The 21,695-nt window shown below is 63.3% G+C and carries 19 protein-coding genes and 1 pseudogene; 9 read left to right on the top strand and 11 right to left on the bottom strand.

All coding sequences use genetic code 11. The features are described 5' to 3' along the window. On the bottom strand, positions 1–4,785 hold the full coding sequence (locus tag A9K68_RS05315) for an NAD-glutamate dehydrogenase (RefSeq protein ID WP_065011167.1): 4,785 nt from the start codon (positions 4,783–4,785) through the stop codon (positions 1–3). Positions 4,786–4,920: 135 nt separating this feature from the next. Here A9K68_RS05315 and A9K68_RS05310 point away from each other — a divergent pair. After that, a pseudogene (locus tag A9K68_RS05310) lies at positions 4,921–5,483 on the top strand (peroxidase-related enzyme). Between the two features lie 115 nt (positions 5,484–5,598). Continuing rightward, complete coding sequence (locus A9K68_RS05305; protein WP_065011323.1) at positions 5,599–5,922, top strand: YciI family protein; 324 nt, start codon at positions 5,599–5,601, stop codon at positions 5,920–5,922. Between the two features lie 60 nt (positions 5,923–5,982). Here A9K68_RS05305 and A9K68_RS05300 read toward each other — a convergent pair whose 3' ends face one another. Continuing rightward, a complete protein-coding gene (locus A9K68_RS05300; protein WP_065011166.1) occupies positions 5,983–6,597 on the bottom strand; it encodes a LysE family translocator in 615 nt (204 codons plus the stop codon). A gap of 398 nt (positions 6,598–6,995) precedes the next feature. Here A9K68_RS05300 and A9K68_RS05295 point away from each other — a divergent pair, with 398 nt between their 5' ends. After that, complete coding sequence (locus tag A9K68_RS05295; RefSeq protein ID WP_065011165.1) at positions 6,996–7,622, top strand: DUF1062 domain-containing protein; 627 nt, start codon at positions 6,996–6,998, stop codon at positions 7,620–7,622. 244 nt (positions 7,623–7,866) lie between these two features. Here A9K68_RS05295 and typA read toward each other — a convergent pair whose 3' ends face one another. Further along, entirely contained in the window at positions 7,867–9,696 is a 1,830-nt protein-coding gene (gene typA, locus A9K68_RS05290; protein WP_065011164.1) for a translational GTPase TypA, read from the bottom strand. Positions 9,697–9,896: 200 nt separating this feature from the next. On the opposite strand from typA, the gene A9K68_RS05285 reads away from it, so the two are divergent. Beyond that, on the top strand, positions 9,897–10,178 hold the full coding sequence (locus A9K68_RS05285; protein WP_065011163.1) for a hypothetical protein: 282 nt from the start codon (positions 9,897–9,899) through the stop codon (positions 10,176–10,178). A 109-nt stretch (positions 10,179–10,287) separates the two neighbouring features. Here A9K68_RS05285 and A9K68_RS05280 read toward each other — a convergent pair whose 3' ends face one another. Together A9K68_RS05280 and A9K68_RS05275 are read right to left on the bottom strand one after the other, a co-directional pair. After that, positions 10,288–11,862 (bottom strand): alkaline phosphatase, encoded by a 1,575-nt coding sequence (locus A9K68_RS05280; RefSeq protein ID WP_065011322.1) that lies wholly within the window; start codon positions 11,860–11,862, stop codon positions 10,288–10,290. 299 nt (positions 11,863–12,161) lie between these two features. Further along, positions 12,162–13,445 (bottom strand): MFS transporter, encoded by a 1,284-nt coding sequence (locus A9K68_RS05275; protein WP_065011162.1) that lies wholly within the window; start codon positions 13,443–13,445, stop codon positions 12,162–12,164. Between the two features lie 82 nt (positions 13,446–13,527). On the opposite strand from A9K68_RS05275, the gene A9K68_RS05270 reads away from it, so the two are divergent. Both A9K68_RS05270 and A9K68_RS05265 read left to right on the top strand, forming a co-directional pair. After that, positions 13,528–14,133 (top strand): TetR/AcrR family transcriptional regulator, encoded by a 606-nt coding sequence (locus A9K68_RS05270; RefSeq protein ID WP_065011161.1) that lies wholly within the window; start codon positions 13,528–13,530, stop codon positions 14,131–14,133. Positions 14,134–14,177: 44 nt separating this feature from the next. Then, complete coding sequence (locus tag A9K68_RS05265; protein WP_065011160.1) at positions 14,178–14,771, top strand: hypothetical protein; 594 nt, start codon at positions 14,178–14,180, stop codon at positions 14,769–14,771. A 125-nt stretch (positions 14,772–14,896) separates the two neighbouring features. Here the strand turns inward: A9K68_RS05265 and ppa are convergent, their stop codons facing one another. From ppa to A9K68_RS05235, 6 genes are all read right to left on the bottom strand, one after another. Beyond that, positions 14,897–15,430, bottom strand: a complete 534-nt coding sequence (gene ppa / locus A9K68_RS05260) for an inorganic diphosphatase (RefSeq protein ID WP_029349108.1) — start codon at positions 15,428–15,430, stop codon at positions 14,897–14,899. A gap of 114 nt (positions 15,431–15,544) precedes the next feature. After that, positions 15,545–16,051 carry a GNAT family N-acetyltransferase gene (locus tag A9K68_RS05255; protein ID WP_065011159.1) on the bottom strand — a complete coding sequence of 169 codons (507 nt, stop codon included), beginning with the start codon at positions 16,049–16,051 and terminating at the stop codon, positions 15,545–15,547. 342 nt (positions 16,052–16,393) lie between these two features. Next, positions 16,394–17,032, bottom strand: a complete 639-nt coding sequence (locus tag A9K68_RS05250) for a TPM domain-containing protein (protein WP_065011158.1) — start codon at positions 17,030–17,032, stop codon at positions 16,394–16,396. 8 nt (positions 17,033–17,040) lie between these two features. Continuing rightward, positions 17,041–17,943: a YgcG family protein gene (locus A9K68_RS05245; protein WP_163602987.1), complete on the bottom strand. Its 903-nt coding sequence runs from the start codon at positions 17,941–17,943 to the stop codon at positions 17,041–17,043. Between the two features lie 4 nt (positions 17,944–17,947). After that, positions 17,948–18,745: a YgcG family protein gene (locus tag A9K68_RS05240; protein ID WP_065011157.1), complete on the bottom strand. Its 798-nt coding sequence runs from the start codon at positions 18,743–18,745 to the stop codon at positions 17,948–17,950. An 89-nt stretch (positions 18,746–18,834) separates the two neighbouring features. Beyond that, positions 18,835–19,479: a LemA family protein gene (locus A9K68_RS05235; RefSeq protein WP_065011156.1), complete on the bottom strand. Its 645-nt coding sequence runs from the start codon at positions 19,477–19,479 to the stop codon at positions 18,835–18,837. A gap of 163 nt (positions 19,480–19,642) precedes the next feature. Between A9K68_RS05235 and A9K68_RS05230 the strand changes: the two genes are divergently transcribed. Genes A9K68_RS05230 through A9K68_RS05220 form a run of 3 tightly spaced genes read left to right on the top strand, consistent with a single transcriptional unit; the run spans position 19,643 to position 21,535 of the window. Beyond that, entirely contained in the window at positions 19,643–19,891 is a 249-nt protein-coding gene (locus tag A9K68_RS05230; protein ID WP_065011321.1) for a hypothetical protein, read from the top strand. 7 nt (positions 19,892–19,898) lie between these two features. After that, positions 19,899–20,783: a pyridoxal kinase PdxY gene (pdxY, locus tag A9K68_RS05225; protein ID WP_065011155.1), complete on the top strand. Its 885-nt coding sequence runs from the start codon at positions 19,899–19,901 to the stop codon at positions 20,781–20,783. Next, entirely contained in the window at positions 20,780–21,535 is a 756-nt protein-coding gene (locus tag A9K68_RS05220; protein WP_065011154.1) for a DUF429 domain-containing protein, read from the top strand. Before pdxY ends, A9K68_RS05220 begins: the two co-directional genes overlap by 4 nt. Positions 21,536–21,695 lie beyond the last annotated feature (160 nt).

Here is a 21,695-nt window from a genome sequence, read left to right as displayed (position 1 = left end):
TCACAGCACCGTCAGGTCGCTGATCAGCCCCGATGCCACCGACAGCCGCGACACGGTGATGTCGCCGCCCTCGGTCAGCGCCTGCAGCCGCTCGCGGATGCGCCCGACCCTCTCGCCGCCGGCCTCCAGCCACGCCGTCACCGGATCCGCCGCCTTGGCGTGGCCGGTGAGCGCCGCCACCGCGATGCCGCGCCTGGCCGCGCCGATCGTGTCGGTGGCGCGGGACAGCGCCAATTGGTCGTAGTAGTCGGACGGCGCGATCGAGCGCGCCGCATCCTCGACGCGCGGAATGCGGAAGGCATCGCTGACCGCGAAAAACGCCTTCGCAGCGACGACGATGTCGGCGTTCGCCGTTCGGGCCGTCAGCGCGATGTCAGGGACGACGCCCGCCACATCGGTCAGCGCCAGCTGTTCTGCCAGTTTTTCGGGCGCGCCGCCCTTGGACAGACCATGCCGCCGCTCCTCGATCCGCTCGCGCGAGAAGGCCGGCAGCAGCGAAACGAGCTTCGGCTCCAGTGCCTTGCGCGCGTCCAGCAATTCAGCGATCCGCTGGCCGAGCGGTGCGGTGCTGGTATCGTTCTTGAGATACCAGCCGCTGGCCACATAAGTGAGCCGGCTAACAGCTTGATAAAGGTCGAGCTGCACCTGTCCGTCGATCTGGTTGTCGAGTGCATCGATCTGGCGATAGAGCGCCGGCAACCCAAACCCGTCGCGCACCACGGCGAAGGTCCGGACCACGTCGGCCGCGCTGCGACCGGTCGCTTCCTGCAGCCTGTTGACGAAGGATGGTCCGCCGCGATTGACCAGATCGTTGGCGACGACACGGGCGATGATTTCGCGGCGCAGGCGATGGCCATGGATCTCGGCCGCGTATTTCTTCGCCATACGGTCCGGAAAATAGCCCATCAGGTCACGGTCGAAATGCGAATCGTCCGGCACGTCGCTGGCGACGATGTCGGAAAACAACGCGATCTTGGCATAGGCCAACAGCACGCCGAGCTCGGCCCTGGTCAACGGCTCGCCGCGCGCCTCGCGCTCGGCAAGGGCTGCCGGCGACGGCAGAGCTTCGACAGTGCGGTCGAGCAGGCCGCGCGCCTCGAGCGCTGCCATGAAACGGCTCTGATGGGCGATATCGGCAAGGCCGCGCTTGCGGGCAAGGGACAGCGCCAGCGTCTGCTCGTAATTGTTGGACAGCACCAGCGCGCTCACATCGTCGGTCATCTCGGCGAGAAGCTTGTTGCGCGCTGGGCGGGTCAGCGCCCCCTTGCGCATGGCGGGAGCCAGCGCGATCTTGATGTTGACCTCGACATCGGAGCAGTTGACGCCGCCCGAATTGTCGATGGCGTCGGAATTGCAGCGCCCGCCATTCAGCCCGAACTCGATGCGGGCCCGCTGCGTCGCGCCGAGATTGGCGCCCTCGCCGATGACCTTGGCGCGCACTTCGGGCGCGGTCACCCGGATGGCATCGTTGGCGCGATCGCCGACGTCCTGGTTGGTTTCCGTCGATGCCCTCAGATACGTGCCGATGCCGCCGAACCATAAAAGGTCGACCGGCGCCTTGAGGATGGCATTCATGATCTCGACCGGCGAGGCGGTCGTCTTGCCGAGGCCGATCGCCGCGGCCGCGGCCGGCGGCAGCGTGATCGACTTCTGGCTGCGCGAGACGATGACGCCGCCTTCGGACAGTTTTGTCTTGTCGTAGTCCTGCCAGCTCGAACGGGCGAGGGCGAACATGCGCCGGCGCTCGGCCATCGAAGCCGCCATGTCTGGAGCGGGATCGATGAAGATGTCGCGATGGTCGAAGGCGGCGATAAGCCGGGTCTGCTCGGACAGCAGCATGCCGTTGCCGAACACGTCGCCCGACATGTCGCCGACGCCGACGACGGTGAAGGGTGTGGCCTGGATATCGCGGTTCATCTCGCGGAAATGCCGCTTGACTGCTTCCCAGGCGCCCTTGGCGGTGATGCCCATCTTCTTATGGTCGTAGCCGGCCGAGCCGCCGCTGGCGAAGGCGTCGTCGAGCCAGAAGCCATGCTTCTCGCTGATGGCGTTGGCGGTGTCGGAGAAAGTCGCCGTGCCTTTGTCGGCGGCGACGACGAAGTAGGGATCATCCTGGTCACGCCTGGTCACATCGGCTGGCGGAATGACGCCGTCCAGGCCGATATTGTCAGTGATCGACAACAGGCTGGAGACGTAGTTCTTGTAGGCGGACGCGCCGGCTTCGAAGATGGCGTCGCGGCCGCTGCCCATCGGCAGCTTCTTCGGATAGAAACCGCCCTTGGCGCCGACCGGCACGATCACCGCATTCTTGACCTGCTGCGCCTTGACCAGGCCGAGCACTTCGGTGCGGTAGTCCTGGGCGCGGTCCGACCAGCGCAGGCCGCCGCGGGCGACCGGGCCGAAGCGCAGATGCACGCCCTCGACCTCGGAACCGTAGACAAAGATCTCCCGCCACGGCCGCGGCGCCGGCAGACCGTCAACCGCGTGCGAGTCGAGCTTGATCGCCAGCGACTGGCCCTTCTCCTTCGTATCGGGAACGAAATGATTGGTGCGTAGCGAGGCTTCGATCAGGTTGAGGTAACGACGGATGATGGTGTCGTCATCGATGTTGGGAACCTCTTCCAACGCATCCCTGATCTTGGCCTTGAGGTGCTTGGCCGCGACCACCCCTTCCGTCTCCGCCGTCGGTCCGAGGCGGGCGACGAACAGCTCATGCAGGCCACGCGCTATCTCCGGATAGCGGTTGAGTGCGGCGGCAATGAAATCCTGGCTCTGCGGGATCCCGGCCTGCTGCAGATAGCGGCCATAGGCGCGCAGGATGGTGACCTCGCTCGACCACAGGCCGGCGGTCTGGGCAAGGCCGTTATAGCCGTCATTGTCGATCTCGCCGCGCCAGACGGAAAGGAACGCGTCCTCGAACAGCGCGCCGCGGTCGGCAAGGTCGATCGGCTTGCCGTAGCTGTTTTCGAGCTCCATGTCGTGGATGAAGACCATGCCGGAAGCCTCGTCCCCGACCTCGAAGGTGCGCTCGCTGATCACGCGGAAACCGATGTTCTCCAGCACCGGCACCCGCCGCGACAGCGCCACCGGGCTGCCATGGTGATAGATCTTCAGCGCCGCCTGATGCGGTTCCTGGTTGACATGACGGTAGTAGTCGATGGCGATCGGGTTAGCCGCACTGATCCTGGCGATGCGCCTGGCATCGGCCAACGCCTCCGCCGGCGAGAAGCTGTCGCGATAGCTTCCCGAGAAGCGCGAGGCGATCGCCGTGAGCGCCGCATCGGCGCCGCTCTCGGCCGCGGTCTCCCGCAGAATGTCGTCCCAGGTCCGCACGATGGCGCGGATCGCTGCCTCGATCGTCGCCTGGTCGATCTTCGGCGTCCTGCCGCCGGAACGGCCGATGATGAAGTGGACACGCGCCAGCCCGCCTTCCGGAAAGGCGGGGTAGTAGGCCGACAGCCGGCCTTGGAACACCGTCTTCAGATAGGTGCCGATCTTCTCGCGTACGACGCTGTCGTAGCGGTCGCGCGGCACGAAGACGAGGATCGAGACGAAGCGGTCGAACTGATCGGCGCGCACCAGCGCTCTGACGCGCGGCCGCTCGATCAGCCCCAAAATGGCTTCGGCGTGCTTGCGCAGGATCGGCACCGGAACCTGGAACAACTCGTCGCGCGGATAGCTCTCCAGCACGTTGATCAGTGCCTTGCCGGAGTGATCTTCAGGGTTGAAACCGGATTTGGCGATGATGGTTTCGGCTTTCGACCTGAGATAAGGGATCTTCATCACCGAGCGCGTGTAGGCAGTCGAGGTGAACAGGCCGACAATGCGCAGTTCGCCGGCGAGCACGCCCTTGGCGGTGTAGGTCTTGACGCCGATGTAATCGAGATAGATGCGGCGATGCACGGTCGATTTGGCGTTGGCCTTGGTGACGATCAGCGGTTCCGGCCCGTGCAGGAAGGCGCGGATTTCCGGCGTCGTCGACACCGCTTCGGTGCCGCGCCGCAGCACCAGCACGTCCGGATCGGAGAGGATGCCGAGGCCGGGCTTTTCGGTGCGCTCCAGCATGCCGCTCTTCTCGCCGCCGGTATATTTGAACTCGCGCATGCCGAGGAAGGTGAAGTTGTCGTCGCGTAGCCATTCGAGGAAGGCGATCGCCTCAGCGACGTGGGCCTTGTCGAGCGGCACCGGAGCGTAACGGAACTCGGAGATTGCCTGGTCGAGGCGGGCCAGCATCGGCTTCCAGTCGGTGACAGCGGCGCGCACCTGGCCTAATATTTTCTTCAACCGCTCGGCCAATGCGTCGGCCTGATCGGCCGAAAGACGGGCGATATGGACGTGGATGACGCTCAGCCGCTCATGACTGTGATCGCCCTTGGCAAAGCCGCCATCGCCGAGGATCTCGTCGACGCCGCTCTTGCCGTGCCTGACGACGATGACCGGGTGGGTGACCAGCAGCGGTTCGCCGGCGCTCTCGGTGATCTCGCCGAGGACGGAATCGAACAGGAATGGCATGTTGTCGTTGACGACGGTGATCACCGTCATCGGCCTGCCTTGGCGCACGACACCGGAATCGACCTCTATGGCGACGAGGCAATCGCCTTTCTTGTGCCTGGCGACGGCGCGTCCGGCGAGATCGGCGGCGCGTTCGAGGGCGGTCACCTCATAGGCGGCGACATCTTCGGCCGGCGCACGGGCCAGCAGGTAATCGGCAAGCCTGCCGGGTTTCTCGCTGCCTTTGGCCGTGCTCATCTTTTTCAACTGGCTTGCAGATTTCAGGCCGGCCATGTCGCTAATCCCTCCCGTCATATGTTTTGCGACTATGCTAGCAGATGACCGATATTTGGCGACAAAGGTTTGACCGCTTGCGACGAAATGTCGGGATTCGCCGGTGGGTCACCGAAAATGAGGAGAAAATCCGCCATGAAAGACAAGATCACCGCACTTGACCTCGCGCCCGCGGAACTGAGCGAAGCGACGAAGGCCTATTTCGCCAAATGCGAGGAGAAGCTCGGCATCGTTCCCAATGTGCTTTTGGCCTACGCTTTCGACGAGACGAAGCTGCGTGCCTTCACCGATATGTACAACGATCTGATGCTGGGCAATCCGGCCTGTCCAAGCTGGAGCGCGAGATGATCGCGGTCGCCGTCTCCTCCATCAATCATTGCTATTATTGCCTCGCCGCCCATGGCGCGGCGGTGCGCCAGCTTTCCGGCGACCCGGCCTTTGGCGAGATCATGGTGATGAACTTCCGCGCCGCCGATCTTTCCGCGAGACAGAAGGCGATGCTTGAATTCGCGGTGAAGCTGACCGAGCAGCCGGACAAGATCGTCAAGGCCGATCGTGCAGCGCTGCGTCAGGCCGGCTTTTCGGATCGCGATATCTGGGACATCGCCTCGACCGCCGCCTTCTTCAACATGTCGAACCGGGTGGCGGCGGCAATCGACATGCGGCCGAACGATGAATACCATGCGATGGCGCGGTGATGATCTTTATATTAGCTGCCGCGCATTCTCGTTGCGTGTTCGCCGTTTTGGTCCGATGATCGCAATGCGGCGCGACCGCATGCCGGTTCGATGCCGCTGGATCAAGGAGGAGACCATGGCGAAATTTCTCTACGTCTATCATGGCTCGGGCAAGATGCCGACCGAGGAGGCCGAACGGAAAGCGGCGATGGAGGCCTGGAATGGCTGGTACGGCAAGCTTGGCTCGGCCGTAGTCGACGGCGGCAATCCGGTCGGCATGTCGAAGACGGTGCTGCCTGGCGGCAAGGTCGAGAACAATGGCGGCAGCAATCCAACCGCCGGTTATACAATCATCGAGGCGAAAGACATTGACGATGCCGTCAGCAAGGCCAAGGATTGTCCTATCCTGAAGGACCCGGCTTTCAGCATCGAGATCGCGCCCATCATCGAAATGGGCTGACGCGTAGCTTGGTTGAGCATGATCTTTCCGAAAACCGGTTTCCACTTTTCGGGATCATGCTCAGGACCGCGCCGCGATCGCCGCCGCAGCGCCGGCCATGGTGCCGGCGCTGACGCGGTTGGCGATCTTCATCGCCCGCTTGCTCTTCAGCAGTTTTCGCGCCTGCGCTGCGGCAAGCACCCAGGCCAGATCGATGGCGACCAGAACCACGGCCATGGTCGCCGTCAGCTCGACCCAGCCGACGATCGTCACCGAGGCGAGATCGATGATGGTCGGCAGCAGCGCCAAATAGAACATCATGATCTTGGGATTGCCGAGCGTCACCGCCATGCCGGCAAAGAACAGTTTGACGGCCGACTCTTCGCGCGGCATCTCGCCCTCGCGCGCCTCGACCGGCGCCGTCCACATCTTCCAGGCGAGGTAGGCGAGATAGGCGACGCCGACCCACTTCAGCACGACAAAGGCGAGATGGAAGGTCTGCGCCACCACCGCCAGCCCAAACACCGCCAGCGACAGCCAGATACCCTCGCCGATCCACATGGCGAGCAGGAACGGAAACACATCGCGAAAGCCTTTTGCGATAACCCGCGCCACCAGAGCGGCAATCGAGGGGCCGGGCGAGCCGGCGGCGACGAACAGGGCGGCGGCGAAGATCAGAAGCGATGTGAAGTGCATGACCGATATCTCTGTTTTCGGGCGTTGGCTCTTACGCAAGACTAGCCCAACTGGCCGGGCAACGGTAGCGCTCACCGAGAAGAGCCTTGCCGGCCAAACTTCTCGCGGCTAGAAGTTCCGTCCCGACACATTTTCGAGCTTCACTTTGCCTACGTAACCGCCGGTCTCGTCAACTCCCCCGACACAATGCATGGCGCCGTTTTCGCGACGTCTGCTTCATACATGTGTTCCTCAGGGTGGCGGTTCGAGACCGGTTTGGCACTGCTGAACCGTTGTTGCGTTTCACCACCCGCGACACCTGATTTCCGACCACCGCAGCCTCTCGCCACGCCGTGGCCCACATGGGCATCTCGACATCGCCGATCTGACGAACTTCCCGACGGGAAGGGCTTCTCGGCATGTCTTCGATACTGCTTATCCGCTGCGCGATCGCGCCCAAAACCGCACCTCGACCTCTGATCAATTGCAACCGCTGCAACGGCCTCAAGGCTTACCACAGCAGTGGGAAATTCCGCGTCAACGCCAACGCCAAACGCATCGATGCGTGGCTGATCTACCGATGCGTCGGTTGCGACAATTCCTGGAATTTCGGCATTCTGGAGCGGTGCAACCGCCGCGACATCGAGCCTGCGTTGCTGCAGGCGCTCGAAAGCAACGACCCGGCCCTGGCGCGTCGCCATGCCTTCGATGTTGCCGCACTGCGCAGCAGGATCGGGCGCGTCGAGGAGTTTCCTGAAGCCGCCATTCACAAGGAGGTGCTCGGCGACAGGCCGGAAAACACCACCGCTCTCGAACTCCAACTCGGGCTCGAAACGCCGACAGCGCTGCGGCTAGACCGGTTGCTCGCCAGCGAACTCGGCATCTCGCGATCGCGGCTTCAGGCCTGGGAAGAGAAGCGATTGCTGGTCGTTGGTCCGGACCGGGCCAAAGCTTTGCGCAAGCCGCCTCGAGCGGGGATGGTGATCCGCATCGAGCTCGTCGGTGAGCCCGACCGAGAAGCCATCATCTCGGCTGCAGGTGGATAAGGCGAGATAACTGCGACCAGGGGTCAGTCGCCCTCTTCGGGGACCGAGCCAATCAAACCCTTGGCCGCTTCGACATCACTGTCAACGACTTGCACATGGATCAGGCCGAGCCTGCTGTCGGTCATATGAGTCGCGAGGCATAGATCCCATACGCTGCGAGCATCGAAACGCAAACTTCGGCCTTGGGCCGATTGTCGTATATGACAGCCGTGACGAGTTTGCCGCTCATTGCGCGGTGTTGCCCTTAGGCCGCGCCGACCACTTTCGCCGACTTCTCAAAACGCTTGCGCTCGTTCGGGTCGAGATAGAGCTTGCGCAGGCGGATGGTCTTCGGCGTCACCTCGACCAGTTCGTCGTCCTGGATCCAGGCCAGCGCGCGTTCCAGCGTCATGCGAATCGGCGGCGTCAGCTTCACCGCCTCGTCCTTGCCGGCGGCGCGGATGTTGGTCAGCTTCTTGCCCTTCAGCACGTTCACTTCGAGGTCGTTGTCGCGCGAATGGATGCCGATGATCATGCCCTGATAGACCTTGACGCCGGGATCGATGACCATCGGACCGCGGTCTTCCAGGTTCCACATGGCATAAGCCACTGATTCACCCTGCTCATTGGAGATCAGCACCCCGTTGGTGCGGCCCGGCAGCTCACCCTTGTAAGGCTCGTAGGCGTGGAACAGCCGGTTCATGACAGCGGTGCCGCGCGTGTCGGTCAACAGTTCCGACTGGTAGCCGATCAGGCCGCGCGTCGGCGCGTGGAAGACGATGCGCTGGCGGTTGCCGCCTGAGGGGCGCAACTCGACCATCTCGGCCTTGCGCTCCGACATCTTCTGCACGACGACGCCGGCATGCTCCTCGTCGACGTCGATAACGACTTCCTCGACCGGCTCCAGCAATTCGCCGTTGTCACCCTGCTGCATCACGACGCGCGGTCGCGACACGGCGATCTCAAAACCTTCGCGGCGCATCGTCTCGATCAGCACGGCAAGCTGCAATTCGCCGCGGCCGGAGACGAAGAACGAATCCTTGTCCGGCGACTCCTCGATCTTCAGAGCCACATTGCCTTCGGCCTCGCGCAGCAGGCGGTCGCGAATGACGCGGCTGGTCACCTTGTCGCCCTCGGTCCCGGCCAGCGGGCTATCGTTGACGAGGAACGACATCGTCACGGTCGGCGGATCGATCGGCTGCGCATGCAGCGGTTCGGTCACCGACGGGTCGCAGAACGTGTCGGCGACGGTGCCCTTCGACAGGCCGGCGATGGCGACGATGTCGCCCGCCTGCGCTTCGTCGATCGGCTGGCGCTCGAGCCCGCGGAAAGCCAGGATCTTCGAGATGCGGCCGGTTTCGACCTGGGCACCGTCATGATGCAGAACCTTAACCGCCTGGTTGGATTTCAGTGTGCCGGATTCGATGCGGCCGGTGATGATGCGGCCGAGGAACGGATTGGCTTCCAGAATGGTGCCGATCATCCGGAACGGGCCGGGATGGACGGTCGGCGCCGGCACATGCTTGATGACGAGGTCGAACAGCGGCGCCAGGCCCTGGTCCTTCGGACCTTCGGGGTTTTCCGAGACCCAGCCGTCGCGGCCCGAGCCGTAAAGGATCGGGAAGTCGAGCTGCTCGTCGGTCGCGTCGAGCGCTGCAAACAGGTCGAACACTTCGTTGACCACCTCAACGTGGCGGGCGTCCGGCCGGTCGATCTTGTTGATGACGACGATCGGCTTCAATCCGACCTTGAGCGCCTTGCCGACGACGAATTTGGTCTGTGGCATCGGCCCTTCGGCGGCGTCGACCAGCACGATGGCCGAATCCACCATCGACAGAATGCGCTCGACTTCGCCGCCGAAATCGGCGTGGCCGGGGGTGTCGACGATGTTGATGCGGGTGTCCTTCCAGTCGACCGAGGTCGCCTTGGCCAGGATGGTAATGCCGCGCTCCTTTTCCAAGTCGTTCGAATCCATGGCGCGTTCGGCGACGCGCTGGTTGTCGCGGAACGAGCCGGACTGTTTCAGGAGCTGGTCGACGAGGGTGGTTTTTCCATGGTCGACGTGCGCGATGATCGCGATATTACGAATTTTCATGTTGTGGTCTCGGGAGCGTTGCAGGCAGCAGGCCAAAAGGCGCTGCCTCTTTCGGTTGGGCGGCTCATACAGGGTTTTTCGCAATTGCGAAAGAGGATGCGCGCCACCAAATACATGGTCACCAAATCTTAAGCGTCTTGGTGTGAAATGGAATTATTAACCAAAGCGGAACCTTTCGCGGTCGGGACAGTTCAAATTTCATGAGCAATACGGGCACCAGATACCGGCCAATCTTCGCATGGGCGGCCCTCGCCGTCCTCTTTGCGGTAGGCGCGGCACAATCGGCCGCGACGTCGAAGGAAACGCGGCCTGCCCTGCCGTCCGACACACGAACGGCGGAGCAGTTATTTGCCGATGCTCCCGATGGCGTCGACCCGGTGGTGACCGGGCCGGTTAGCACCGCCTTCAAGCAGAGGCAGGAGGCTGCCAACTGCGACCGCGCGGTCTGGCCCAACATTCCAACCGTCTGCTATCCAGATTAGCAAGCGTAGCGACGTCGCGGCCACACTGAGATCCGCAAGGTCCGTTCCGCAGTGATCCTTCACGCCCCCTCTGCCCTGCCTGCGCTTCCGCTAATCGCGAAGTTCCCTCTCACGCCGACTGCACCGGATCGAGCGTGACCTTGTAGAGTTCGTTGTCGTCGCGATCCATCAGCCGCACCGTCATCTGTTCAGTGGCGCCATCGATGTCGACGAGGCCGAAGAACTGCAGGCCGGCCGAGGGTGGCAGGTTCTGCCCCTGCTCGGCGGTTGGCGCCTTGATGAATTTCAGCTCCGGGCCGAGGGTCATGTCGAAATCGTTGGGACCGAATGTACCGGCGTGGAGCGGACCGGAGACGAATTCCCAGAACGGATTGAAATCCTGGAACTGCGCCTTATCAGGATTGTAGTAGTGCGCCGCCGTGTAGTGCACGTCGGCGGTAAGCCAGACGGTGTTGGTGATGCCGGCATTCTTTATATAGCGAAGGAGGTCGGCAATCTCCAGCTCGCGGCCTTTAACCGGACCATTGTCGCCATTGCTGATGGCCTCGGCGCCGGCCTTCTTGGTGGCGTCGTTCCAGACGACGAGACCGAGCGGCATGTCGGCGGCGATGATTTTCCAGGTCGCGTTGGAGTTTGCCAGTTCGCGCTTCAGCCATTTCATCTGCTGTTCGCCGAGGATGCGCGATTGCGGCGTCACCGTATCCTGCATGCCAGGACCATTGGAGCCGCGATAGGAACGCATGTCGAGGAAGAACACGTCGAGCAGCGGCCCGTAGGCGATCTTGCGATAGACGCGGCCCGGTTCCGACGGCTCGTAGCGGATCGTCGTCATCTCGTGGAAGGCGCGTGCCGCGCGTGCCGCCAGCACATGGATGTTTTTTTCCGAGTAGCGGTCGTCGGCGCTCAGGTCCTTCGAATCCGACCAGTTGTTCACCACCTCGTGGTCGTCCCACTGGTAAAAGGTCGGGCAGATGGCGTTGAGCCCCAACACATTCCTGTCCATCATGTTGTATTTCCACTGACCCCGGTACTCGTCCAGCGTCTCGGCAACCTTGCGCTTTTCGTCGATCAGGACGCTGTTCTTCCACTTGCTGCCACCGGAAAGGTCGACCTCGTCCTTCATCGGGCCGTCGGCATAGATGGTGTCGCCGGAATGCAGGAAGAAGTCGGGCGTATGCTTGCCGATCGTGGCATAGGTCTTCATGCCGGTGTCGTCGATGCCCCAGCCCTGGCCGGCGGTATCGCCCGACCAGGCGAAGCGAATGTCGCGCTTCGAGGCCGGCGCCGTGCGGAAGCGGCCGACGATCGGCTCGGAGACGGCGTTGATGTCGGCGAGATCGGCCGCGATCATGCGGTAGAAGATGTCCTGGTCGGAGGCGAGATCGGTGAGCAGCCGCTTTACCGTGTAATCGCTGGCCGGCGACGTATCGAGCGGCGCAAGACGGACGGCGTTGGCGAAATTTTCCGTTGACGACACTTCGAACATCACGCGCGAAGGGCGGTCGGTGCGAGTCCACACTACGCCGCTGGTTGCGTCGACATCGCCCGACTGGATGCCATGGGTGAAGACGGGCCGCTGATTGGCGCGCGAATAATAGGGAAGCGCGAGGCCCGATACGCCGACGAGGCCGGCGGCGCTCACGGACGTGACGAAGGCGCGCCGGGTCATCGAAATCTTGTTCATGGCTGTCTCCTGGATGGCGTTGAACGTCGCCGCCAAGGTCCAGCCTCAATGTTTCAGGCACATCTCGAAACCATGAAGGTTTCGTTACAACCAACAGACCAGCGAATCTCTTCCTTGAGGGTCTCTTGGGGGGAGATGCCGCCAAAGGCGACAGAGGGGGTCGTCTCGCGTGGAGCACCGACCACCTGCGTCTGCGATAAGGCGCCGAGCCTGGTCGGACCGACCCCCCTCTGGCCGCTTCGCGGCCATCTCCCCTCAAGGGTCCCTCAAGGGGGAGATTAGCGCTCAGCCGTCACAACTCAAGCCGCCTGCGGTTCCGGCTCGAAGGCTGGACGGCTGGTGTTGATCAACAGCGAGATGCAGGCTGCGGCTATCGCCGTCATGCCGGCGATGAGGAAGGCAAGCTCGTAATTGCCCTGCAATTCACGCATGGTGCCGCCGAAGAAGGCGGCAGCCGCAGCGCCCACCTGATGGCCCGCGACGATCCAGCCGAAGACGATCGGCCCGCTGCGGTCGCCGAACGCCTCGTTCGACAGCCTGAGCGTCGGTGGCACGGTGGCGATCCAGTCCAATCCGTAGAGCACGGCGAAGATGATCAGACTGGTCGACGAGAAGCCGGAATAAGGCAGATAGATCAGCGACAGGCCGCGGATGCCATAATAGACGCCGAGCAGCTTGCGCGGGTCGAAGCGGTCGGTGAGCCAACCCGACAGCGTCGTGCCGATCAGATCGAAGATGCCCATCAGCGACAGCAGGCCGGCGGCTTGCACCTGACCGATACCCATGTCGCCGCAAAACGCGATCAGGTGCGTGCCGACCAGTCCGTTGGTGGTGAAGCCGCAGATGAAGAAGGTGGCGAACAGATACCAGAACACGCGGGTGCCGGCGGCACGGCGCAGCGTGCTGAGTGTGTGCGTGAAGAAATTGCCCTGCGAGGCCGGCGGAACCGGCGGCACGTCATCGGCCTCAGCGCCGTAACGCACCATGCCGATCGAGGCCGGACGCTCCGGCACCAGCAGCCAGACCAGCGGCACGAGGCAGGCGGTGGCGACCGCAATGGCGATGGCGACAGGCTTCCAGCCGCCCGACTGGGCGAGCGCCGCGAGCAGCGGCAGGAACACCAGCAGGCCGGTGGCGGCGGAGGCCGACATCAGTCCCATCACCAGGCCGCGATTGGTCTTGAACCAGCGATTGACGATGGTGGCGCCGAGCACCGTGGCGACCGCGCCGGAACCGACGCCGGAGAATACGCCCCAGGTGAGAAGCAGGTGCCACGGCTCGGTCATCAACAGGCTGATCGCCGTCGAACCCGACATCAACACCAGCGACGCCAGCAGCGTACGGCGCAGCCCGATCCGTTCCATCAGTGCCGCGGCAAACGGCCCGGTCAGGCCGTAGAGGAAGATGCCGATGGCCGCGGCGAGCGAAACGACATCGCGCCGCCAGCCGAAACTCTCCTCCAGCGGCAGCATCATGACGGCCGGCGCCGACCGCAGGCCTGCCGCGATCAGCAGACAGAGGAAAATGACGGCGACCACGACGAAAGCGTAGCGCTGGCCAAACGGACGGGATTGAGCTATCATGTTACTGACCGGTACGTTGCAATTGCACCGAGGTATACGTACCGATCGGTAACATTGTCAAGCAGGCCACGGCACATCCTAGATGAAAAGCATTGAACCAAGGATCAAAGCGGATGAATTGGCACAGCCCCGCGCCGGCGAAAAAATCCTTCGCGTAGCCCGCGACCTGTTCTATCGGCAAGGCATCAGGGCGATCGGCGTCGACGAGATCGTGCGGCGTGCCGGCGTCACCAAGCCCAGCCTCTATCGAAGCTTTCCCTCCAAGGACGAATTGGCCGCGTCCTATCTCCGGCAATACGACCTGGAGTTCTGGGCCCGCTTCGACGAGGCGGTGGCTGCCCATCCCGGCGATCCGCGCGCGCAGATCGCTGCCTTCCTGACACGCATCGGCAAGCGCACGCAAAAGCCAGACTATCGCGGCTGCGGCATGACCAATGCGGCCGTCGAATATCCCGAGCACGGCCACCCGGCCCGCGTGGTGAGTGAGGCCAACAAGCAGCAATTGCGACGACGCCTGCGCGCCATGGCGGCGGCAATGGGTGCCGGCGACGCCGATACGCTGGGCGACGGGCTGCTGCTTCTGATCGAAGGCGCCTATATCAGCGGCCAGCTGTTCGGTGCCGGCGGACCGGCGAAGTCTGTAGCCCGGAACGCGGACCTGCTGATCGAAGCGAGCTTGAAGAAATAGCGTTTAACGATACCGTGCGGCAGCCCGAAACGGAGTTGTCCGCGATGCGTAGCCTTTTGATGATCCCGCTTGCCCTTGCCGGCCTCTGCCAGGCTGCCCAGGCCGGCGACATTTCCAGCGCCTACACCGATCTCGACTGGAAGAAGGACTGCGTGACCTACGCGCAAGCGACAGAAGGCGAAGGCGACTGGGCCAGTCTTGCCTGTTCGGGCTATCGCGGCTACCCGGTGCTGATCGCCTACGACGATGCCCGGGAATCGCTGTTCTACGGTTTTCCGCCCAGCGACATGACCACGGTCTGGGAAAGTTTCATCGCCTTCAATTCGGCTGCACCCAAACTCGAGTGGCGCATCGAGACGAACGGCGATCTTGCCATTCCTTTCGCGGTCATCCACCGTCGCTCGATCAGCAATCCCGAGGGGGAGAACAAACCAACCGGCGTGCTGATCGTCGCCAAGGTCGCCCAGCCGGAGAACTATGAGGGCTGCACCGTCGGCCTGGTGCTGGCCACCGGCAATCCGGCCGCCAATGATGAGGCGCGAAAACTCGCCGACGAGAAGGCACGCACCTTTGCCTGCGGCAAGGACAAGCGCGTGGTGATCGGCAACGCACCCGATTTCGGCCGCGTCGATAACTGACTTCGTCATCATCCCTGGGCGGAGCGACGCGAAGCGGAGCGCAGACCCCAGGATGACGAAGCTGAGGGCCTCTGCCAACCTCCATGGTTGCGATAGCCCATTTCTTCGAACACTCCAGGCTTCGGCTACTTGCTTGCCTTAGCCCGCTCGATCGCCTCGATGATCATCTTCTTGGCATAGGCGGCGTCGTGCCAGCCCTCGATCTTGACCCATTTGCCGGGTTCGAGATCCTTGTAGTGCTCGAAGAAGTGCTGCACCTGCTGGCGGGTGATGTCGGGCAGGTGCGTGTATTCGGTGACGTTCTCGTAGCGCAGCGTCAGCTTGGGCGAAGGCACCGCGATGATCTTTTCGTCCAGACCGGAATTGTCCTCCATCACCAGCACGCCGATCGGCCGCACATTGATGACGCAGCCCGGCACCAGCGCGCGCGTGTTGCAGACCAGCACGTCGATCGGGTCGCCGTCACCTGACAGCGTGTGCGGCACGAAGCCGTAATTGCCGGGATAGCGCATCGAGGTATGCAGGAAGCGGTCGACGAACAGCGTGCCGGCCTCCTTGTCCATCTCGTACTTGATCGGCTCGCCACCGATCGGCACCTCGATGATGACGTTGATGTCCTCCGGCGGGTTCTTTCCGATGGCAATGGCTTCGATACGCATGGCTTTTGTCCCTCTTTCGATAGGAGACCGATAGCGGGCAGCGGCGCATGGTGCAATGCGGCGAATGGTACTGAAAGCAGCTGAGGGGGTGTTAGCGAGAGGCGTGTCGAGCCGTCATTCCCAGACGAAGGCGACCTTCTTCAGCGCCTTCTGCTCGAAGACCTCGACGCCCTCGGCGACGTCGCGGCCGCCGGCGCCGGCATAGAAGGCGAGCGCGTTCTGATTGTCTTCCAGCGCCCACACCACCATGCCTTTCAGGCCATGATCCGCCAGTCGCGCCCGTGCGGCCGAGAATAGCCGGCTGCCGAGCCCGATGCCCTGGTATTCCGGGCGCACGTAAAGTTCGTAAATCTCGCCCTGCTGCTTGAGCTCGCGGGCGCGGTTCTTGCCGATCGTGGCGTAGCCGGCGACCTTGCCGCCGATCTCGACGACCAGAACGGTGGCGGCACGGCGGATGGCGTTCGCCCACCAGTCGGCGCCGCGGCGGTTGATCATCGATGTCAGGGTGCGATGCGGGATGATGCCGGAGTAGGCGCCGCGCCAGGCCAGCAGGTGCACGTCGGCGATGGCGCTTGCGTCGCGCGGCTCGGCTTTCCTGATGTCGATACTCAGCGTCTTCATGATTGGTTAACCATAAACCCGCATCGCCCGATTGCAAGAGTCCGGTCACCGGCTCCCAAGCTTTCGCACAGACGATAGACGTGCCTGCGACACGAAAGAGCCTGTCTGAAAACGCGCTCTGCCGAGGCAAATGGCGCGGTTTTCGAGAACCGAAGCGCAGCGGACATTAGAGCGCCGCGCGTCCAATTGGACGCGCATAGGACGCTCTAACGCTTTCAATTGCGCATGATCCTTTTCCAGAAACCGATCTCGGTTTCCGGGGTCATGCGCTGAGTCCGTGAGCATCTGAAGCGCAGAAAATCGCGTCAGGCGTCCGGCAGAGTAGCGTTTGCAGGCAGGCTCTTAGATCTCGACCAGATGGTCGTCCAGCTCGTTGCTGTCGCCGGTAGAAACCGGGAAATGCTCGGCCAGGACCGCGCCCGTCGCTTCGATTGCCCTGATGAAGCCGTCGGCGAGACGATCGTCGCCAGCATGCGCGGTAAGGTCGCGGACGACGCTGTCCCAGACATCCTGGCCGACACGGCTGTCGATGCCGCTGTCGGCGATCACTTCGGCGTAGTGCTCGGCAATCGAAACGAACACCAGCACGCCGGTGCGCGCCGTGGTGCGGTGGACGTTGCGGGCGAGGAACTGCTTTATCGCATTGGCATGCGCGGCTTGGTAGCGCAGCCGCCTCGGCACCAGGTAGATGCGCAAGCCGGGCACCGCCCACAACAGGACAAGCACCGAGACCATCGCCAGAAGCTGCGCGATGACGAAATGCGGCACGCGGATCGACAGCCACCATGCTTCCAGCCCGTAGCTGACGGCGAGGCTGACGACGAGCATGGCCAGCGTCGCCATAAAGGCCGCCGGAAAGAAATAGCCGTCGCTGGCATAGGCCACGACGCAGTAGATTTCGCCGTCGGTCTTTGATTCGGCGGCGCGGATCGCTTTGGCGATGCGGTCATGATCCCCGGGGCTGATCGGTCGTGTTGCCATGTTGTGTCTCACCAGCTTCCTGAAGAACCGCCACCACCGGACGAGCCGCCGCCGCCCGAAAACCCGCCGCCGCCACCGCCCGACGACCAGCCGCCACCGGAACGGCCCGACGACCAGCCGCTGCCGGTGCCGGTTGTCCAGACGCCGCCCGAGGACGCGGAACCCGACCTTTGGCCATAGCGGCCCGATCTTTGGCCATAACGAAATGTCATGCCCAGCCATTTATACACGCCCGGCGACAGCTTTGTGCCGAAGATCGGCGGCAGGAATGCCATCGCCAGGCCGCCTAAGAACAGCATCGCCCACACGATGATGAACAGCGCGACAATGGGATCGACAGAATTGCTGTCGGCCGGATTGCGGGTGCCGCGCGCTTCCAGCTCTTCCGGATTGCCTTGCAGCACCATGACCATGTCGTCGACGGCCTTGGCTATGCCGCCGGAGAAGTCGCCGGCGCGAAAGGCCGGCACCATGTCGTTTTCGATGATCAACCTCGTGTGCAGGTCGGTCAGCGTGCCTTCCAGCCCGTAGCCGACCTCGATGCGCATCTTGCGGTCGTTGTTGGCGACCAGCAAAAGCACGCCATTGTCCTCGCCGGCCTGGCCGAGCTTCCAGGCGCGAAACAGACGATTGGCGTAGGGCTCGATCTCCTCGCCGTCGAGGCTAGGAACTGTCGCGACGACGATCTGGTCAGAGCTCTTGGCTTCGAAATCCGCAAGCTTCCGGGTCAGCGCCGCCTCGGTCGCGGCATCGATGATATCGGCATTATCGACAACCCGCCCGGTCAGAACAGGCAATTCGGCGGCGAGAGCGGTGAAGCCGACCAGCAGCACCGCCATGGCCGCCAAAGCAGCGCCGACCGTCGCGGCAAAATGGCCGGAACCTGGGGGACAGATGGCGCGTCTTGTCATGTCGTCACCAGCTTCCCGATGAGCCGCCGCCGCCGGACGAGCCACCGCCGCCGGAAAAGCCGCCGCCGCCTGAACCCGACGACCATCCCCCGCCAGAACTTCCCGACCAGCCGCCGGAAGACCGCCGGTTCGGCTCGAAGGTCATGCCCAGCCAGCGATAGCGGCCAGGACCGAGTTTCCGGCCGAAGATCGGTGGCAGGATGGAGGCGGCGATGCTGCCGAAGAAGATGATCGCCCAGATGCTTATGAAGATCGCAAAGAACAGATCGTCGGTGTTGAATGGCGGCTGCTGGTTGCGTTCGCCGCGCGCTTCCAGCTCTTCCGGATTGCCTTGCAGCACCATGACCATGTCGTCGACGGCCTTGGCTATGCCGCCGGAGAAGTCGCCGGCGCGAAAGGCCGGCACCATGTCGTTTTCGATGATCAGCCTGGTGTGCAGGTCGGTCAGCGTGCCTTCCAGCCCGTAGCCGACCTCGATGCGCATCTTGCGGTCGTTGTTGGCGACCAGCAAAAGCACGCCATTGTCCTCGCCGGCCTGGCCGAGCTTCCAGGCGCGAAACAGACGATTGGCGTAGGGCTCGATCTCCTCGCCGTCGAGGCTAGGAACTGTCGCGACGACGATCTGGTCAGAGCTCTTGGCCTCGAAATCCGCAAGCTTCCGGGTCAGCGCCGCCTCGGTCGCGGCATCGATGATATCGGCATTATCGACAACCCGCCCGGTCAGAACAGGCAATTCGGCGGCGAGAGCGGTGAGGGGGAGGAAGAGCGTCAGGAAAAAAAGGCCGAGAAGGAAGCGCAGCAATGAAGGGTTTGCATTCCTTCGCGCCCCCCTCTGTCCTGCGGTCCGTCTCGTCGCAAGGATTAGCACTACGAGGACTTAGGTTTCGCTGATCACCCACCCTGCGTCGTGTTCGTGCCGAAATCGACCTTCGGCGTCTGCATCTTGTCTTCCTCGATGGTGAAGTTCGCGAACGGCTGATTGCCGCGGAACCACAGGGCGGCCCAAATCACCGAAGGGAACGTCCGCAGCGTCAGATTGTACTCCCGCACCGCCTCGATATAGTCGCGGCGGGCGACCGCAATGCGGTTCTCGGTGCCTTCGAGCTGCGCCTGTAGCGCCAGAAAATTCTGGTTGGCCTTGAGGTCGGGATAATTCTCCACCACTGCCAGCAACCGCGACAGCGCGCTGGTCAACCCGGCTTGACTGTCCTGGAATCTCTTGACGGCTTCCGGATCGCTCAGCGTTTCGGGCGTCACCGTCACTTGCGTCGCCTTGGCGCGCGCCTCGACCACGGCATCGAGCGTATCCTTCTCGTGCGCGGCATAGCCCTTGACCGTCTCGACCAGGTTCGGGATGAGATCGGCGCGGCGTTGGTACTGGTTCAGCACCTGGCTCCATGCGGCCTTGGCGCTTTCCTCCGCTGTCGGGATGGTGTTGTAGCCACAGCCGGCAAGCAGCGGCAGCACGATCGTCATCATCAGCAAGGCAGGCAGATTGCGGAAGGAGAAAGGGGAGGAAAGACGCTGAGCAAGCATGGAAAGATCCCTCAATATGACTGGCAGCCGAAGCAGTACCACAATCCGCGTGCAAGAACATGACCTCCGCCTGGGAGCCTTGCTGGTTCTTTATCATTCACTGCCAGGCCCTGTAATTGCCCGGGCGAACAGGTTAAAGTCGCCGCGAAATCAGGGCATCGCCATGGCGGAACGCCAGGACAGTGACGACGAATCGCGCCGCATCATCGAGCGCGTGGCACGTGAAACCGACCCGGGCGGCACCTCGTTCATGGCGCGGACCGCGAAGGGCGCGCGCGATCACGTCACTGCAGCAGACGCCTACCAGTCGGACCCGATCGAATATTGGGGCACGCGCATTGGCCGGGTGCTAGGGCTCGTTGTCGCCATTGGCTTGTTGATCTGGCTCGTGCTTTTCATCAGCCAAAGTTAGGAACCTCGTGAGCACCGAAGAACACGACGCGCCGCGCGCGGTCATCGTCATTTCCAGCCATGTTGCGCGCGGTTCGGTCGGCAACCGCGCCGCGGTCTTTGCGCTGGAGACGCTGGGCTTTCCGGTGTGGGCGGTGCCGACCGTCATCCTGCCCTGGCATCCGGGCCATGGACGGGCGACGCGCATTGTGCCGCCGCTCGATCAATTCAAGGCCCTGATGGCCGATCTCGAGCGCGCGCCGTGGCTGGGCGAGGTCGGCGCGGTGCTGTCCGGCTACCTCGGCGAAGGCGGCCAGGCCGACGCCGTCGCCTCGCTGGTCGGCGCGGTCAAGGCGAAGACGCCGGACGCCGTCTATATCTGCGACCCGGTGATGGGCGATTCGGACGGGCTCTATGTGCCGGAGACCACCGCCATTGCCATGCGCGACCGGCTGATGCCGATCGCCGACATCGCCACGCCAAACCGCTACGAGCTGGAATGGATGGCGGGAGCGCCGCTGCCCGATCTCAAGGCGGTGATGGCGGCCGCCCTTGATGCCGGGCCGTCGACCATGCTGGTCACTTCGGCGCCGGCGATGATGGCCGGCGGCACCGGCAATCTCCTGCTCAACGGCAACCAGGCGCTGCTCGCCGAACATCGCCTCATCGAAAAGCCGCCCAATGGGCTCGGCGACCTGACGGCGGCCGTCTATCTGGCGCGCATCCTGTCCGGCCAGCCGGCGGTCAAGGCACTGCAGTCGACCACGGCGGCGGTCTACGAAATCCTGGCGCGCACCGCCAAGCGCGGCGGCGACGAATTGCAGCTCGAAACCGACGCGCAGAGCCTGTCGCACCCGATGGCGATGGTGCAACTTCGCCATCTCCTGCATCCGGGGCGGGACAAAAGAGCGTGACTGTTGTCGGAGTCGACGGCTGCAAGGCCGGCTGGATCGCCGTTCGCCGCGATCCGGGCGCAGTGCCCTCGGCGGCCGTTTTTCCAAACTTCGCAGCACTGCTCGACGCATTGCCGGCCGATACGACAGTCGCCGTCGACATGCCGATCGGCCTGCCCGATCTTTCGCTAAGGGGCGGACGCGGGCCCGAAGCGCTGGTGCGGCCGCTGCTTGGTAACAGGCAATCCAGCGTCTTCGCCATCCCCTCGCGTGCGGCGCTTTACGCGCATACAGACGGCTTCACCACGATCGAGGCCTGGTATGCCGCGCATCGCCAGGCAAGCGAAGTGGCGAAGGCAACCTCCGATCCGCCGCGCGGCGTCTCGATCCAGGCCTTCGGCATTTTTGCCAAGATCCGCGAGATCGATGCCGTGCTGATCGCGCGTCCCGAACTGCGCAGCCGCGTGTTCGAATCGCATCCGGAGGTCGCCTTCTGCCGACTGAATAGCGATCAGGCAATGTGCTTGCCGAAGAAGATCAAGGGCGTCATCAACCCGGCCGGCATGGCGGAACGCAAGGCGCTGCTTTGCCAGCACGGTTATATCAGGGACTTTTTAGACCGGACGCCGCCGCGAGGCGCTGCTGCCGACGACTTTCTAGACGCAGCGGTGATGATGCTGATTGCCGGCCGTATCGCCAGCGGCGAGGCAAAGCCGTTTCCGGATCCGCCGCTCGCCGACCGTTTTGGCATCCCTGTGGCGATCTGGGCATGACAACCTGGCTTGCAAGGACATGACCTCACCAGGCCGAGGCTTGTTTGCTGCATGCCTGTTGCAGCCAGTCCTCTGCGATTCGGCATTGCCCGTGACCGGCTTTTGCCGCTAGAGCCTTCCTGACTTGAAAGAGCTGCCGCCTAACCCGGAAAGGCTCCAG

The organism is Mesorhizobium sp. AA22, assembly GCF_001672375.2.
Classification (GTDB): domain Bacteria; phylum Pseudomonadota; class Alphaproteobacteria; order Rhizobiales; family Rhizobiaceae; genus Mesorhizobium; species Mesorhizobium wenxiniae.
This window is presented reverse-complemented; position numbering and strand designations above follow the sequence as displayed.